The 15,871-nt window shown below is 44.9% G+C and carries 14 protein-coding genes and 1 other annotated feature; of the genes, 2 read left to right on the top strand and 12 right to left on the bottom strand.

What is annotated here, in order from left to right; genetic code table 11:
• Nucleotides 1–52: 52 nt before the first annotated feature.
• Both FFM77_RS02805 and FFM77_RS02800 read left to right on the top strand, forming a co-directional pair.
• On the top strand, nucleotides 53–469 hold the full coding sequence (locus FFM77_RS02805) for a hypothetical protein (protein WP_137634221.1): 417 nt from the start codon (nucleotides 53–55) through the stop codon (nucleotides 467–469).
• A gap of 3 nt (nucleotides 470–472) precedes the next feature.
• Entirely contained in the window at nucleotides 473–1,783 is a 1,311-nt protein-coding gene (locus FFM77_RS02800) for a glycosyltransferase family 2 protein (protein WP_137634220.1), read from the top strand.
• Between the two features lie 214 nt (nucleotides 1,784–1,997).
• On the opposite strand, the gene rplT is transcribed toward FFM77_RS02800, so the two are convergent.
• From rplT to murC, 12 genes are all read right to left on the bottom strand, one after another.
• Nucleotides 1,998–2,357 carry a 50S ribosomal protein L20 gene (gene rplT, locus FFM77_RS02795; RefSeq protein WP_137634219.1) on the bottom strand — a complete coding sequence of 120 codons (360 nt, stop codon included), beginning with the start codon at nucleotides 2,355–2,357 and terminating at the stop codon, nucleotides 1,998–2,000.
• Between the two features lie 35 nt (nucleotides 2,358–2,392).
• A complete protein-coding gene (gene rpmI, locus FFM77_RS02790) occupies nucleotides 2,393–2,587 on the bottom strand; it encodes a 50S ribosomal protein L35 (protein ID WP_024623797.1) in 195 nt (64 codons plus the stop codon).
• A 21-nt stretch (nucleotides 2,588–2,608) separates the two neighbouring features.
• Nucleotides 2,609–3,109 (bottom strand): translation initiation factor IF-3, encoded by a 501-nt coding sequence (gene infC, locus FFM77_RS02785; RefSeq protein ID WP_171001121.1) that lies wholly within the window; start codon nucleotides 3,107–3,109, stop codon nucleotides 2,609–2,611.
• A 44-nt stretch (nucleotides 3,110–3,153) separates the two neighbouring features.
• Nucleotides 3,154–3,276: a sequence feature (ribosomal protein L20 leader region), on the bottom strand.
• Between the two features lie 43 nt (nucleotides 3,277–3,319).
• Nucleotides 3,320–5,284, bottom strand: coding sequence for a threonine--tRNA ligase (gene thrS, locus FFM77_RS02780; RefSeq protein ID WP_137634217.1), 1,965 nt, complete (start codon nucleotides 5,282–5,284; stop codon nucleotides 3,320–3,322).
• Nucleotides 5,285–5,607: 323 nt separating this feature from the next.
• Nucleotides 5,608–6,543 (bottom strand): primosomal protein DnaI, encoded by a 936-nt coding sequence (dnaI, locus tag FFM77_RS02775; RefSeq protein WP_137634216.1) that lies wholly within the window; start codon nucleotides 6,541–6,543, stop codon nucleotides 5,608–5,610.
• 2 nt (nucleotides 6,544–6,545) lie between these two features.
• The gene (locus FFM77_RS02770) at nucleotides 6,546–7,961 is read right to left on the bottom strand and encodes a replication initiation and membrane attachment family protein (RefSeq protein WP_137634215.1); all 1,416 of its coding nucleotides are present in this window, start codon (nucleotides 7,959–7,961) and stop codon (nucleotides 6,546–6,548) included.
• 22 nt (nucleotides 7,962–7,983) lie between these two features.
• Nucleotides 7,984–8,499, bottom strand: coding sequence for a transcriptional regulator NrdR (gene nrdR / locus FFM77_RS02765; protein ID WP_137634214.1), 516 nt, complete (start codon nucleotides 8,497–8,499; stop codon nucleotides 7,984–7,986).
• Between the two features lie 568 nt (nucleotides 8,500–9,067).
• A complete protein-coding gene (gene coaE, locus FFM77_RS02760) occupies nucleotides 9,068–9,661 on the bottom strand; it encodes a dephospho-CoA kinase (RefSeq protein WP_137634213.1) in 594 nt (197 codons plus the stop codon).
• A gap of 9 nt (nucleotides 9,662–9,670) precedes the next feature.
• On the bottom strand, nucleotides 9,671–10,495 hold the full coding sequence (gene mutM / locus FFM77_RS02755; protein ID WP_137634212.1) for a bifunctional DNA-formamidopyrimidine glycosylase/DNA-(apurinic or apyrimidinic site) lyase: 825 nt from the start codon (nucleotides 10,493–10,495) through the stop codon (nucleotides 9,671–9,673).
• An 11-nt stretch (nucleotides 10,496–10,506) separates the two neighbouring features.
• Complete coding sequence (polA, locus tag FFM77_RS02750; RefSeq protein WP_137634211.1) at nucleotides 10,507–13,155, bottom strand: DNA polymerase I; 2,649 nt, start codon at nucleotides 13,153–13,155, stop codon at nucleotides 10,507–10,509.
• A 130-nt stretch (nucleotides 13,156–13,285) separates the two neighbouring features.
• Complete coding sequence (locus tag FFM77_RS02745; protein WP_137634210.1) at nucleotides 13,286–14,005, bottom strand: Bax inhibitor-1/YccA family protein; 720 nt, start codon at nucleotides 14,003–14,005, stop codon at nucleotides 13,286–13,288.
• 507 nt (nucleotides 14,006–14,512) lie between these two features.
• Nucleotides 14,513–15,829, bottom strand: coding sequence for a UDP-N-acetylmuramate--L-alanine ligase (murC, locus tag FFM77_RS02740; protein WP_137634209.1), 1,317 nt, complete (start codon nucleotides 15,827–15,829; stop codon nucleotides 14,513–14,515).
• Nucleotides 15,830–15,871: the final 42 nt, after the last annotated feature.

The following is a 15,871-nucleotide window of genomic DNA, read 5'->3' as shown; positions in this document are numbered from 1 at the left end:
ACTACCACTATAAAGTAATAGAGGCATAGGAGCACCCCGTCGGGTAACTTCTATGCCTCTAAGCTTAGTATTTTTGTTTTGGCTGGGTGTTGCCATTCCCATTTACTGGACAGTCTCATCCACCCTGCTGATCAATAATACACACTTTCTACACGCTTGGCGCTATCAAGAAGGCCGGACCTTATTTTACTTTTTTGACCGGTTCTTCATCATCGCCTTTATCATCATCGCGCTGGTGGTCGTCATCTCGACACTGCATAATAATCATCGCGTTAAGCAACACGTTGAAAAAGACGTCCAGTACGATCCTGAACGACTAGCAGAACGTAAATTGAAGATGGAAGCATTGTACGCTGAACGCTTCGGGATGGCCGCCATGCGGACGAATATCCGCCATTACACGGTCACCCCTGAACAAAACTTAACGGTTAACGAAATTCACGACTTATACAAAACGGAGGACGCCTAATAGATGGAAATTTTATCAACGTTAAACCCATTTGAAAGTATTTGGAACTTTATCTTACTAATTCTTGTTTCCTACCCAATCTTGGGGGCCTTCGCCTGGTTCATCGGCGTTATTTGTTACCAAACGGTGTACCGCCATCGTCATAAGAAATTCCATGACATTGCACCCGTTGATCAGCCGATGGTCACGATTATGATTCCGGCACATAACGAAGAAGTCATGATTGCCCACACCATTGACTATCTGGTGAATAATTTAACTTATGAGAACTACGAAGTCTTAGTTACTGACGATGGTTCAACTGACGACACACCTAAAATTTTGGCGGAACTCCAAACCCAATATCCAAACTTACGGGTTGTCACGATCGAAAAAAATCAAGGTAAAGCGCATGCGTTTAACGTTGGGGTTGGCTTTGCAAAAGGCGAATTTATTTTAAGTAATGACGCCGATTCCATTCCAGAACCCGATGCCTTAAGTAAATACATGAACTACTTCCTAGGTGAAGAACACATGAACGTGGCCGCGGTCACCGCCAACATGGACGTTCAAAATCGGAGTAAGCTGATTGCCAAGTCCCAAACGGTCGAATTCTCGAGTATCGTTGGGGTCATCAAACGGAGTCAAGTGAGTGCGTTAGGGAATATGTATGCGTACAGCGGTGCCAACACGATGTATCGCCGCGATGCCTTGATTGATGTTGGCTTATTCCGTCAAGACCGCGCAACTGAAGATATTAGTATCGCCTGGGATCATCAATTAAGTGGTTGGACAACCGCCTTTTCACCAGACATTCTCTTCTATATGAACGTCCCAGAATCCTTATCTGCGCTTTATAAGCAACGTAAGCGCTGGGCCAAAGGTGGCACGGAAGTCTTATTGACAAACTTCCACCGCGTATTGAGCCATCCGAAGCGTTACTTCAAACAAATCGCCTTTCTCGCTGACCAAACGTTAAGTATCATCTGGTCACTGTTCTTCTGTATCTCAACGATCCTCTTTATTTACTCACTGGGGACGTTCGCTTTCACTGGAAACTTCGAACGGGTCTACCACATGTTCTGTATGGCCTTTATCTTTGTCACCTTCGAAATGTTCGCCGGCATCCTCCAACTACTATCGGCGTTAATTGTCGATGACCGAGGTAAAAAGCTGAAATACTTGCTCTTTATGCCACTGTACATGGTCGTCTATTGGCAAGTTAACGCGCTAGCATTGGTAACGACTTTGATTCCAGCCGTTAAAACCATTCTCGGTTACGGTAGTGGCACTTGGGTCAGTCCAGTTCGTAAAAGTGACGCTGTTAAATCTTAATATAACACTAAAAAGCCCTGCAGATGGTGGTCTGCAGGGCTTAAATTTTGACTCAGTTTCCCAGATAACAACGATTTCCAAAAACCACTCTAAAGCTTCTATACATTTGTTCAGTCAGTATAGTATAACCAACTTAAAAGATTGTAAAAAAGAGACCTCATCCAAAAGATGAGATCCCTAATCAACCTTGCCAAAACGGCTTGGAATTTTTTAATTAAGCTGCAAGAGCTTTCTTAGCTTCTTCAACCAACGCCTTGAATGCGTCAGCATCGTTAACAGCTAAGTCAGCCAACATCTTACGGTTCATGTCGATGTTAGCTAATTTCAAGCCATGCATTAATTGACTGTAGCTAATGTCGCTCATCCGGGCTGCCGCGTTGATCCGGGCAATCCAAAGACGACGGAAGTCACTCTTACGCTTCTTCCGATCGCGGAAGGCGTATTCGTATGACTTCATTACTTGGTCCTTAGCAACCTTAAATTGGATATGCTTAGCACCACGGTAACCTTTAGCTAATTTTAAAATGCGTTTACGACGTTTGCGTGTTACAGTTCCACCTTTTACTCGAGCCATCTTATTTCCTCCTAGATTTAACTAAAACGTGTTAATTATTTTTGTAATAACTTGTGATATGTTTTGACCATTGGCTTTTCGATCACAGCCGTACCACGTAATTGGCGACGTTGTTTCTTAGTCTTACCATGGAAACGATGACTTGTGAAAGCGTTGGCGCTCTTAATGTTACCTTTAGCGGTTACTTTGAAACGCTTAGCTGCAGCGCGGTTTGTCTTTTGTTTTGGCATAATCAATAATCCTCCTAGAAATTAATTCTCAGTTTTTGGTGCTAACACTAAGAACATACTACGACCATCCATCTTAGGATAGGCTTCAACCGTTGAATATTCTTTCGTGGCTTCAATCATTCGATTCAAGACTTGACGACCAATATCCTTATGGGTAATAGCCCGACCTTTGAATCGGATGGAAACCCGAACTTTGTCACCTTTTGACAAGAACTTTTCAGCATGTTTCAGCTTCGTGTTAAAGTCATTGGTGTCAATAACTGGGCTCAAGCGCACTTCTTTAATGCTAACAACTTTTTGCTTCTTACGAGCTTCCCGTTGTTTCTTTTGTTGCTCGAAACGATACTTCCCATAATCCATAATTCTGGCTACGGGTGGTTTCGCTTTCGGTGCAACTAAAACAAGATCTAAGCTTGCATCTTCAGCAATCTGCATTGCTTCTTGTCGTGACTTGACACCTAATTGTTCACCATCACTGGCAATCAAACGTACTTCGCGAGCACGGATGCCGTCATTAACCATCGAATCTTTAGCTATGGTAATTCACCTCCGTAAAATTTCGAGAAATCCACAAAAAAGAGCGGGCGCATACACGCCCGCTCACTCCCGTTAATGGGAATAAATTCATCGTTCATCTGCCCGATAACTTTTGTTACCAAGGCGAGAAGCGGGTGCTTCTGCTTTTTTTCTCAACTCCAATATAGTATCAGAATTGTGATTGAGTGTCAACAGTTATTTGCTGGCGCCACGACTATAGTTCCGAATTTCTTCACTGATAGCCCCAATGAACATGTCGATTGATTCTGATTCAGTCCGTTCTTCACCATACTTACGGACAGAAACATTACCAGTTGAGATTTCTTGATCCCCAACAACTAAGATATATGGCACTTTCTTAGTTTGGGCTTCACGAATCTTGTAACCCATCTTTTCATTCCGATCATCAACACTGACCCGAATGTTGGCTTCAGCCAAACGACGACGAACCGTCTCAGCGTAAGCACCATGGGCACCGTTATTAACTGGGATAACCGTGACTTGCTTAGGTGCCAACCAAGTTGGGAAAGCACCCTTGTAGATTTCAGTCAAGTAAGCCACGAAACGTTCCATCGTTGACACAAGGCCACGGTGAATCATCACTGGACGATGTTCTTCACCATCAGAACCAACGTACTTCAAATCAAAGCGTTCTGGTAATAAGAAGTCCAATTGAATGGTCGACAAGGTTTCTTCACCACCAAGGGCCGTCTTAGTCTGAACATCCAACTTAGGACCGTAGAAAGCAGCTTCCCCTTCAGCTTCGAAGTAATCCAAGCCCATGTCATCCATGGCGGACTTCAACATCTTTTGGCTCCGTTCCCACATCGCATCATCGTCAAAGTACTTGGCCTTGTTTTCAGGGTCGCGGTAACTCAAACGGAAACGATAGTCAGAAATATCGAAGTCTTCGTAGACTTGAACCATCAAGCCCAAGATCTTCTTGAATTCTTCTTCAATCTGATCCAAAGCAACGAACGTATGACCATCGTTCAAAGTCATTTCACGAACCCGTGATAACCCAGTCAAGGCACCAGATTTTTCATAACGGTGCATCATCCCAAGTTCAGCGATCCGCAATGGTAATTCACGGTATGAGCGAATGTGATGGTTGTAAATCTGGATATGTGATGGGCAGTTCATTGGCCGTAATTCCAATTGTTCGCCGTCACCCATGTCCATTGGTGGGAACATGTCTTCACGGTAGTGATCCCAGTGACCAGATTGCTTGTAAACATCCAAGTTAGCTAAAACTGGGGTATAAACATGTTGGTAACCATTCGCAACTTCTTTATCGATGATGTAACGTTCGATTTGGCGACGAATCGTGGCACCATTAGGCATCCAGTATGGTAAGCCGTTCCCAACTTTAGGATCAACGAAGAATAAGTCCAATTCATTCCCGATAACCCGGTGATCACGTTCGCGGGCTTCTTGGCGCTTCTTCAAATCTGCATCTAAGTCTTTTTGCTTTAAGAACGCCGTCCCGTAAATCCGTTGTAACATTGGATTGCTGGACTTGCCTTGCCAGTAAGCACCGGCAACAGACAATAGCTTGAAGATCTTGACTTTACCAGTTGAAGCTAATTGCGCCCCATCAGATAAATCAACGAAATCGCCTTGCTTGTAAACCACGACTTGGCCGTCATTTTCAGCAGCGCGGTCGTTAACCAAGTCTTGTTGGTAAGGATCGTCGCCAACTAAAGCTAACGCATCGTCTTTTGATAAGACTTCGCGTACGATTGGCAAGTTTTCCTTAACGATGGCTTGCATCTTAATGCTGATTGCTTCCAAGTCGTCTTCACTCACTTGTTTGCCATCGGCGTCAGGGTTATCAGTATCGAAGAAGAACCCGTTTTCGTTACCTTCACCACTCCCAAAATGAACCTTTGGGAAGAGTTGCTTAACAGCGTTAGCTAAAACTTGCGCTGCCGTTTGCCGTAAAACAGCCATTCCGTCTTCACTATCAGCCGCCACGATTTCAATTGATCCATCTGTGGTTAAAGGTTGGCGATAATCAACGACTTGACCGTTGAACTTACCGGCAACTGACCGTTTTGCGAGTGAAGGACTGATTGACTTTGCAATGTCTTCCGTCGTGACGCCGGCATCGAATTGCTTTTCAGCGCCATCTGGAAATTTAACGTTAATACTTGCCATAAATTGACACACTCCTTAAAAAATTACTCCTTCACCAAAACGCCGCGCTGGGACGACAAAAAAGTCCCTACTACTAGCCATAGCTAGTAATAGGGACGTGATTGACGTGGTTCCACCCGATTTTTCAGTAACTTAAAGTCACTGACTCATTAGCGCTAATAACGGAAGCGTTCCGGCTCGTTTGAGCATGTTCACAAAAGTGGTATCTCGACTAATCCGGTCCAAACCTTCCAGCTAATGGTCTGATCTCTGCGATCCATGATTAATTGAGCATGTCTTTTGCATCTGTTTTCATTAAACCACTTTTGATTTAAATGTCAACACTAATCAGTCGGATTTAACCGACGATTTTGACCAATCATTTCGATCTCAGTCGACAAATACCGCACCCGCTGCATGATCCGTTGAGCTTTGATCGGTTCTTCGTCGCCCTTTTGCGAGATGGTTAGGTAACCGTCTTGTAATTCCTGCATGGAAAAGTTTGACGAGAAACACGTCGGGAGTTCTTCTTGCATCCGAAATTCTAAGATAACGCCTAAGACATCATCACGAATCCAGGTTGAGGACGCATCTGCCCCAATATCATCGATCATTAGGATTGGCGCGCGTTTAATCGCGTCGACTTTATCACCGGACGTATTATTGCTAATCGAACGTTTCATTTCAACTGCGAAACTTGGAAAATGAATCAGCGTCGTTTGAAAGCCGCGCGCGGCTAGTTCATTGGCCATCGCGCCTAGCAAGTAAGTCTTGCCGACGCCAAACGACCCATATAGATAGAGGCCACGATGAAAACGTTTCGGCGCTTGAGTGTACGCATCAATAAAATCTAACGCGGACATCAACGCCGCGGCACGATCACCATCTTGATCATAAGCTTTCAGATCAGCATTTTGAATATTCTTCGGCATACTGATTGAGCGCACCCGTTGTTTTAACGCTCGTTCCGCCTGCGCTTCTTGTAGCTGGACCGTTGGTTGATAAGCAATATCGATTAAATGATTGCTCATCACGAGTTCTGGCTGATACCCCGGTGCTTGGGTGGGCTCATGGCGAGCCACCTTACGTTTTTCTTCGCAAAATTCATAGAGTTTCGTTGCACTACGTTCGAGGGCATCCTGCGAAAGTTCCTGTTCATGCGTCTTCAAGAATTCACGCACATCCGGATCTTGATAGACCGTTGTCATCAACTGCTGATACTGTTGATTCAAGTGCCGTTTGTTCATGAGAATCTTAAGCGTTTCAGAAATATTTTCCATGATTAACCCTCCTTATCTGATTTTAATTTGGCCACCCGATCCGCTAACTTCTGACGGTCGGCCGCTGAGATTGAAGTCTGACTGCTTGCTGGTTTAGGTTTACTAGCAGCCGACGACGCTTGCATCCATTTTGGAACAACTTCTTTACGCACTGGCCGGCCATTTTGGCGCCGTGGTGCCCGTTTACGGGTCGGCTGGTTCTGGGCTTGCTCCCGTTGCTTTAAATAGGTTAACGCCGCTTCAGGGGTCGTAATCTCGTGCTGGGCCCAATTATCAGCGATTGTTTCCATCAAGTTCTTATTTAAAGTGCTGACTTCGCGCTTTTGTAATTGGAGAATACAATAGGTCAACATATTGATAACGCCATTACTGAATATCCGACGTTGGACCAAATCATAAAGTAATCGTTGCTCACCCGCAGTCACAATGCCGTGTTTTTCTTGCTTCAAAGCGGTAAGAAAATCACTTGGAGCCGTCGTTTTCACGACCGACAACAATTGTTGTTCAGACGCTGAAAACTGACTTGTCGCCACCGCAGCCGTACTCGTTGGTGCCGCGGCGGCTGAAGCGGCGGCGGGTGTGGCAACTGGGGTGGTCGTTCGCTGGTAACGGCGCGCAATCAGTAATTTCAACTGATTCTCATCAAACTTACCGGTAGTTAAGCTGGCCACTTCACTAATGAGCTTCCCCATCTCAACTTCACTGATGCCATAGACCCGGCTTTCCGTCACAATCAGTTCGCGCGACGCCGAGACTTGATTGAGATCAACATAGTTTTGTTGCAAAATCTGCCCCAAAACTTGCCAATCAAAATCTGTCTTGGTCAAATCTGGACCAGTGGTGGCGACACTACTAGCTGGTAGTGTCTGACGGACTTCTTGAACCGTAGCAGGCGGTGTGGTCACTTTTTGTCCATCCAAATGGAAGACATCCAGTAAACCAGCCGTCACTTCTTGTGCCTGTGACAGATCCACCGTTACCGGTTTGAAATTCGCAGCCGTTTGTTGATAGCGGGTCTCACCGACTGTATCCAACAAAAGCACACTTAATAGATCGTCCGCAAAAAACTGCTGCGCCGTCATTGGCGGTTGCAGTTGGTAAATATAATAATCGCCAAGCTCATCCGGCTGATAATACGTCCGTAATAACCCCGTACCTTCAAGCTTCGTGCGGGCCGCTAACACGGTCGGTAGATCAGCATTTAAAATGCCTAACACTTCTGCATGACTATGCCGACCACTGACTTGGGTTGTCGTCGACTGCAAGCTCAATAACGCAGCATACAGGCCATACGCCAGTGCCCCCGTTAATGGCAGATACAGTTCAGCTAAAACAGTTTGTTGGGTTGCAGATAATACCGGTGCATTCGGGACCAACAAACCAGTCTTCGGGGTCAGTGCCGGTTCTTCTTTCGGCATGTTTACTCACCATTTTCTCTGGTTATTCTGACTTTGGCTTAGACGCCTTGTGAGGCTTAGTTGGTGTCTTAGCTAATTTAACTTTATCGCGTTCCATCATGTCTTGAAGTTCATTCAAGAAGACATGCATATCTTTAAATTGCCGGTAAACACTGGCAAACCGAATATACGAAATTTCATCGATATCGGCTAATTTTTCCATGACATATTCGCCAATGACTTGACTGGAAATTTCGTTTTCACCTAATGAGCGGACTTTATTTTCCACGTCATCAACGATACCGGTCATGGTTTCCATACTAACTGGGCGTTTTTCGGCGGAACGAATAATCCCGCGCAAAATCTTTTCGCGATTAAATTCTTCGCGCGCACCATTCTTTTTAATGACTAATAATGGGGTCGCTTCGACTCGTTCAAAAGTCGTGAAGCGAAAACCGCAGTTCTCGCATTCGCGCCGCCGTCGGATTACCCGACCATCGTCAGTCGGTCGACTATCGACGACCCGCGAGCCATTATGATGACAGTGTGGACATTGCATGGACTTCTCACCTCGTTTGATGTTTTTTATCTTTTTATCTTTTTTAGTTCACTAATTTGCCACTCTGGTTGGGCCAGAATCGGCTGGAACGTGGTGGCCACGTTTTCGAGCCATAGTGCGGTCTCGAAAGCCGGGCTTTATCTAAGTCGGAAAATCACCGACTAAGATAAACGACACCACTGAGCCAATTCTGGCCCGTCCGACGTTAATTTGTCGGGTGGTTGATAATAAGAATTCAGTTGAAAAATATTGCTTAACATAAACCTAATGACACTAATCAATAAAACAGTAATCTATAAGATAGTTATTGTTCTTACATCAACCTATCATTCTTAATACAACCCCATCTGAGTGTAGCCATGTAAGCATGGTATCCCGTGTTGATGCCCTTAGCTAGCGGTTTCGGCTGGCTTAGGGCATGGAACGACCTTGAAGACGTGATTTTCGGCTTCAAGGCGAGGTCATAGACCGCTCTCCGGCTATGACCGGTTCCCACCGGATGCCGTGCTTACTTGGCGGAACAAACACTTACACATAACTATAACTAAAAACTGTCAGACTAATGGTTTCATTTAATAGTTTTCAGCCATTTTAACACGGCGGTTCTTGTTTTATCAACGTTTTGTCCGTTATCGATCACGATATCGGCACGTTGGCACTTCTCAGCTAACGGCATTTGACTGTCGATTCTAGCTTGCGCAGCCGCCGCCGTTAAGTGGTTACGTGCCATTAACCGTGGCAAGACCACATTAGTTGGCGCACTGACCACAATCACTTGGTCACAGACATGCTGCCAACCACTTTCAAATAATAAGGGCACATCGAGAATAATGGCGGCTGGTTTTGATTGCCCGGCGGCCACAATTGCGGTCAGCATGGCGTGTTGAATTGGACCACTCGTGATGGCGTTTAACGCAGCTAGATCCTCCGCATCGTTAAACACACGATGACCTAACCAACGGCGATTTAATCCACCATCAGGTAAGATTGCATCCGGGCCAAAATGAGCTGCAATCTTCGCCAAGGTTGGGGTCCCCGGACCCTCTACTTGCCACGCAATTTTATCCGCATCGACAATCGGTAAACCCGCTTCGGCTAACATCTTCGAAACCGTCGACTTACCCGTTGCAATCCCGCCGGTTAATCCAATAATTTTAGTCATGATTGTCACCTACAAACGTTGCTCGTGCGGGCAAAAATGTGTCCCCCGTTGTGCAACTTTAATCTTTTCAATCAGGGTCCCACAACGTTCACAAGGCTCACCTTCACGACCGTAAACGTGTAACTGATTTTGAAATTGTCCGGCTTCACCAAAGGCGGTTGAGAATGAATGCACCGTGGTCCCATGACCTTTGATCGCCATAGCCATTTCATCGATGATATTTTGATGCAACGTTGCAATCTCATCAGCTGTTAGGAGATTAGCGGGTCGCATCGGATGAATCTTACTCATCCACAACACTTCATCAGCGTAAATATTACCAATACCGGCAATCTTACTTTGATCTAACAACAACGGTTTGATCATCTTCTTAGACTTCGCAAAAATTGCCGTCATATAAGCGACCGTCAGTTGGTCAGCGACTGGTTCGGGACCAATCTTATTCAACCCGCCGACTGTTGATTCTTCACCCGTTGGTACTAAGGTCATCCGACCGAACTTACGGGTATCGTTGTACCAGAGATCTCGGTCATCCGTTAGGTGAAAGACAACATGCGTGTGCTTGGTACGACTGGTATTGGCTGGGACGACGTTGTATTTACCTTCCATCCGTAAATGTGACACCATCGTCAAGCCACCGGTAAATCGGAATAACAAATACTTACCCCGCCGATCGATTTTTTCAATCGTTTGGCCGGCTAACCGGCTTTTAAAACTGTCAAGATCATTATTAATAATTTTAGGCCAGTAAACATCGATACTGGCAATCGTCGCGCCTTTAACTAAGCGATTTAAGCCGCGACGAACCGTTTCAACTTCAGGTAATTCTGGCATGGACTCACTTCCTATTTTGCATCGTACCAAGTATTGCCAAAATGACTTTCAACTTTCAATGGCACATCCAACTTGACCGCTGAATCCATCACACTTGGCACTAATTTTTCCAAAGTTGGGATTTCACTAGCTGGGGCTTCAAAAATCAATTCATCATGGACTTGTAAAAGCATCGTTGCTTGCAAACCGGCTTCTTTAAGCTTAGCTTGCATCTTGATCATCGCGATTTTGATAATATCCGCGGCACTCCCTTGGATAGGCGTATTCATCGCCGTCCGTTCGGCAAATGACCGTTGATTAAAGCCCCGCGCGTTAATATCTGGCAAGTAGCGCCGCCGATGGGCAATCGTTTCAACGTAGCCTTGTTCGTGCGCCGTTTTGACAATATTATCCATGTAAGCTTTAACACCCGGATATTCCGTGAAGTATGCGTCGATAAACTGCTTAGCTTGCTTGCGCGTAATCCCGATATTTTGGGACAACCCATAATCACTAATACCATAGACAATCCCAAAGTTAACGGCCTTTGCTTGCCGCCGAATATTTGGTGTGACGTCTGCCGGCGACTTCAAATTAAAGATCCGCATCGCGGTTGCCGCATGAATATCGTCGCCTTCTTTAAAGGCGGCTTGCATATTTTCATCATGCGTAATATGGGCCAAAACACGCAATTCAATCTGTGAATAATCGGATGAGAAGATCTGCCAGTCTGGATGACTAGGCACAAAGGCTTGACGAATCTTACGGCCTTCTTCCAAACGCACTGGAATGTTTTGCAAGTTCGGATCCACTGATGATAAGCGTCCCGTTTGCGTCAAGGTCTGCAAATAACGGGTGTGCACCTTTTGATCTGTCGAATGCACCGCGTCTAATAAGCCTTCCACGTATGTCGACTGAATCTTTGAGATTTGCCGATACTGTAAGATATTAGCGACGATTGGCGCTTCTGGAGCTAGCTTTTCTAGCACATCAACGGCCGTTGAATAACCCGTCTTCGTCTTTTTAATCACTGGTAATTTCATTTCTTCAAACAAAATAACCCCGAGCTGCTTAGGCGAGTTAATGTTAAATTCATGACCTGCTTCTTGATAAATCGTCTGTTCGATTTCACTAAGGCGCTCTTTGAATTGACTCCCCATCGCTTGCAACCGACTACTGTCAACCGTGATACCAGCCATTTCCATCTGCGCTAAAACTAAGGCAATCGGCTTTTCAATATCGTGATATAACGGCGTTTGTTCATTTTCATCGAGTTTCTTTAATAATTCCGTCTTCAAAGCCGCAATTGCCGCTAACTTGCGCGCCAAATGGCTAAAGAACACGGTATCATCATCAGGAATCGCGCGTTTAACCCCTTTGCCATAAACCGTTTCATCCGTTGGCAAGTCCGTATAGCCATGTTGTTCAGCCAAACTACCAAGGTCATTACTGTTGTCATTAGTATCGAGCAAGTATGACACTAACAATAAGTCGAAATCGACTGACTTAAGCGTTAACCCTAAACGGTGCAAGCCGACAATCGTCCGCTTCATATCGAACACGTTTTTTTGGACCGTTTCGCTGGCTAATAAGTCTTTAACTGCCGGCTGCAACAATAATTCCACGTCGCGACTGACATACCAATGATCCGCATGACCAATCGCAAACCCAGCAAAGGCTGAGGTGTGATAATTAGGGGTGGGCATTTCTAAGTAAAACTCAACATGATCCGTAAATTGCGCTAATTCACCAAGATTATCCTTAGTCAATACAGTGTAATCAATTGGCTTGGCCGGTTCAGCGGGACCAACGTTTAATTTCTTTAAAAATGATTGAAAGTCCATCGTTTGATAGAATTCCGCTAACTTTTCGACATCCGGACCGTCGTAAGTTAAGTCAGCAATACCAACCGTAATTGGCGCATCACGTTTAATTGTCGCCAAAACTTTTGCTCGCGTGGCTAAATCATGATCTTCAATCAAATGTTCCTTCATCTTTGACTTCTTCATGTCATCGATGTTTTCGTAGACCCCTTCAATTGACCCATATTGCTTCAAAAGTTTGAGCGCCGTCTTTTCACCGACCTTAGTGACACCTGGATAATTATCCGAGGTATCGCCGGTCAGGCCCTTCATATCAATAATCTGTAATGGCGTAATGCCTAGCTTTTCTTGCACATGCGCGGGCGTATAGCGTTCAACTTCAGAGACCCCTTTGACCGTCACCGCAATGGTCGTGTGATCCGTGGTCAATTGTGTCAAATCCCGATCACCAGTCACAACCGTGGTGGTATAGCCAGCTGCATCGGCTTGACCGGCTAACGTCCCGATAATATCATCGGCTTCATAATCTTTTAATTCGTAATGTTGGATGCCATAAGCATCGAGTAATTGTTTAATATACGGCATTTGTTCTGAGAATTCGCCCGGGGTCTTGGCACGACCACCCTTGTAATTATCAAACATCGCCGTCCGAAAAGTCGTTTTACCGGCATCAAATGCCACAAGCATATCAGTCGGATTAACGGCTTTGATCATATGATCCAGCATGGTATTGAAGCCATAAATGGCATTCGTGTGCAACCCGTCAGCGTTCACAAAACGATCGAGCTGATTATGCAGCGCGAAGAACGCCCGAAACGCGACGCTGTTGCCATCAATCAATAATAATTTTTTTGCCATTAGATTACGCTCCTTTTAGTCGGACTATTTATAGTCTTAATTGTACCAAAAAATGGCGGTTTACGGGCAATCATGGTAAGAAAAAACGAGTTACTGACCAAGTCAGCACTCGTTTTATGCAATCATTTAATTAATCGCGGCTAGAACCACCGAAGATTTGGACAAAGTATAAGAACAAGTTAACGAAGTCCAAGTAAAGTTGTAAGGCTCCCGTAACGGCTAACCCAGTTGAAGACACTTGGTCACCGTACTTCAAATACATATCACGCATCCGGTTGGCATCCCACATGGATAACCCAGCGAAGATCAACACGCCAATATATGAGAAGACGTAGCTAATCATGACACTTTTTAGGAACATGTTTACGACCGTTGCTACTAACAGCCCGATTAAGGCCGCAAATAAATGCGTGCCTAAACGTGACATGTCGCGCTTAGTTGTCGTCCCAATCACCGCCATTGTGCCAAAGACCGCTGTGGCCGCAAAGAACGCTCCAACAATCGAAGCCGTCGTATACAAGGACAACGTGATCGACATTTCAGCACCAAAAACCACGGCAAAGAGCATTAACAAGGTAAAACTCATTGCTGGATTACGGGTGGCATTAACTTGAATCCCACCAATCATCGCAAACATACTAATGATGAAAATCATCAAAAACATGAGCGGATGTGAGGCAAAGGCGCCGAAAATAACTGGTTTCCAAACCGTCATCGATAAGAACGCGACAACCGCCGAAACCAACACTGCCAATGACATGTATCCATACATCTTAGCTAAAAAGCTCCGTAACCCCACTTGCGTATTAATTGTGCGGGGGTTTTGTGGTTCTTGTTGAAAGTTGTTCATATAATCCCTCTTTCACCTAAAATTTAACTAGTTATACTTTTCAAAATCCGAGTTGTAGTGCTAATTGAGACGTCACTAACTGTACGTTAGTGACGGTCAGTGGCCAATTTGTCAATTGCATGACTTCGCCAGATTCGATCAACCATCTCAATCAGTCACCTCAACTTTCTTGATATCTAGTGTATCAGATTAGTCAAAGAAGGTAAAACAGTTTGTATCTGTGATGACTATAAGATTTTATAACGATTTTTGGGTAAACTTAGTGACAAACAGCCTGTCCTGGCACGATAGCTTTGAACCATCATTCCGCCGGGCGGGTCAGCATTGGCTCAGTAGTGTTGGTTGACTTAGTCGATGGGGTTCCGACTTAGAGCCCGGCTTTTGAGACTGCGCTATGGCTCAGAAACATAGCCATCACATTCCAGCCAAGGCTGACCCAACCAGAGTGACAACCTGCCGACAAAAAAGCGACCCAATTCAACATTGAGTCGCTAGTTTTAAGTTCGCTTAACGCGCGTTAACTGCGTCTTCGTAAACTTTTTCATATTTTTGAATGTCACCAGCACCCATGAAAACAACTACGGCATCATGGTAAGCCGTTAGTGCCGCCATGTTGTCCATCGTAATAATTTCACCGCCATTTGGTAACTTAGCTGCTAAATCTTTCGATGACACATCGCCACTCTTTTCACGTGCTGAACTGAAGATGTTGGTCAAGAAGACATGGTCAGCTTTGCTTAAGCTGGTGGCAAAGCCATCCATCAACGCCTTCGTCCGGGAATACGTATGTGGTTGGAAGACTGCCAAGATTTCCTTATCAGGATACTTTTGACGGGCAGCATCCAACGTCGCTTTGATTTCTGATGGATGATGCGCATAGTCATCAATCAACATCATATCGCCGACCTTGGTTTCAGAGAAGCGCCGTTTAACACCACTGAAGCTCAATAATTCACGCCGAATTTCGTCTAAGTCAACTTTTTCAAAGTAAGCCACGGCAATGACAGCTGTACTGTTCAAGACATTATGTTCACCGAACAATGGAATTTCGAATTCACCTAAAGATTTCCCTTGATAAGTGACTTCAAATGAAGAGCCTTTGGTTGTCCGATTGATATTGACAGCTTGGAAATCATCACGATCTTTCGTTCCGTAATAATAGATTGGCGTATCAACATCGAGATGACGTAAACTTTCATCGTCACCCCAAGCAAAGATGCCCTTTTTAACTTGGCTACCGAATTGCTTGAAGGCTGACTGTACATCATTTAGATCCTTGTAATAATCAGGATGATCAAAGTCAACATTGGTCATGATGGCATAATCAGGATGATAAGCAACGAAATGGCGACGGTATTCATCGGCTTCAAAGACGAAGAAACGGGCGTCTGGCGTCCCTTTCCCAGTCCCATCACCAATTAAATAACTCGTTGGGGCAATGTTACTCAATACATGTGACAACAACCCCGTCGTTGAAGTCTTACCATGCGTCCCAGCAACCCCGATACTCGTGTAGCCTTCCATTAATTTACCTAAAAATTCATGGTAACGGTACACTGGTAAGCCCATTTCACGCGCTTTTTTGATTTCAGGGTGTTCATCGGTAAAGGAATTCCCAGCAATCACCGTTAAGCCATCATGAATATTGGCTGCATCAAAAGGCAACATTTTAATCCCAGCGGCAGCTAAGCCTTTCTGAGTAAAGGTATATTGTTCGATATCGGAACCTTCGACTTTAAACCCTTTATCGTGCAAAATCAAAGCTAATGAGCTCATCCCAGAGCCCTTAATCCCTACAAAATAATAAACCGTTGCTTTATCCATTGTTCTTATAATCTCCCATATTGACAATTCATCATTTGACTG

This window comes from Lactiplantibacillus songbeiensis (assembly GCF_005405125.1).
GTDB classification, from domain to species: Bacteria; Bacillota; Bacilli; order Lactobacillales; family Lactobacillaceae; genus Lactiplantibacillus; species Lactiplantibacillus songbeiensis.
Note: the sequence above shows the minus strand (reverse complement) of the source record. Positions and strands in the feature narration are given on the sequence as shown.

Bases quoted from the DNA above. Each gene is read 5' to 3' on its own strand.
- FFM77_RS02745 (WP_137634210.1), bottom strand. From the start codon at position 14,005: ATGAACAACTTTCAACAAGAACCACAAAACCCCCGCACAATTAATACG.
- rpmI (WP_024623797.1), bottom strand. From the start codon at position 2,587: ATGCCAAAACAAAAGACAAACCGCGCTGCAGCTAAGCGTTTCAAAGTA.
- murC (WP_137634209.1), bottom strand. From the start codon at position 15,829: ATGGATAAAGCAACGGTTTATTATTTTGTAGGGATTAAGGGCTCTGGG.
- coaE (WP_137634213.1), bottom strand. From the start codon at position 9,661: ATGACTAAAATTATTGGATTAACCGGCGGGATTGCAACGGGTAAGTCG.
- thrS (WP_137634217.1), bottom strand. From the start codon at position 5,284: ATGGCAAGTATTAACGTTAAATTTCCAGATGGCGCTGAAAAGCAATTC.
- nrdR (WP_137634214.1), bottom strand. From the start codon at position 8,499: ATGCAATGTCCACACTGTCATCATAATGGCTCGCGGGTCGTCGATAGT.
- mutM (WP_137634212.1), bottom strand. From the start codon at position 10,495: ATGCCAGAATTACCTGAAGTTGAAACGGTTCGTCGCGGCTTAAATCGC.
- dnaI (WP_137634216.1), bottom strand. From the start codon at position 6,543: ATGGAAAATATTTCTGAAACGCTTAAGATTCTCATGAACAAACGGCAC.
- FFM77_RS02805 (WP_137634221.1), top strand. From the start codon at position 53: ATGCCTCTAAGCTTAGTATTTTTGTTTTGGCTGGGTGTTGCCATTCCC.
- polA (WP_137634211.1), bottom strand. From the start codon at position 13,155: ATGGCAAAAAAATTATTATTGATTGATGGCAACAGCGTCGCGTTTCGG.
- FFM77_RS02800 (WP_137634220.1), top strand. From the start codon at position 473: ATGGAAATTTTATCAACGTTAAACCCATTTGAAAGTATTTGGAACTTT.
- FFM77_RS02770 (WP_137634215.1), bottom strand. From the start codon at position 7,961: ATGCCGAAAGAAGAACCGGCACTGACCCCGAAGACTGGTTTGTTGGTC.
- infC (WP_171001121.1), bottom strand. From the start codon at position 3,109: ATGGTTAATGACGGCATCCGTGCTCGCGAAGTACGTTTGATTGCCAGT.
- rplT (WP_137634219.1), bottom strand. From the start codon at position 2,357: ATGGCTCGAGTAAAAGGTGGAACTGTAACACGCAAACGTCGTAAACGC.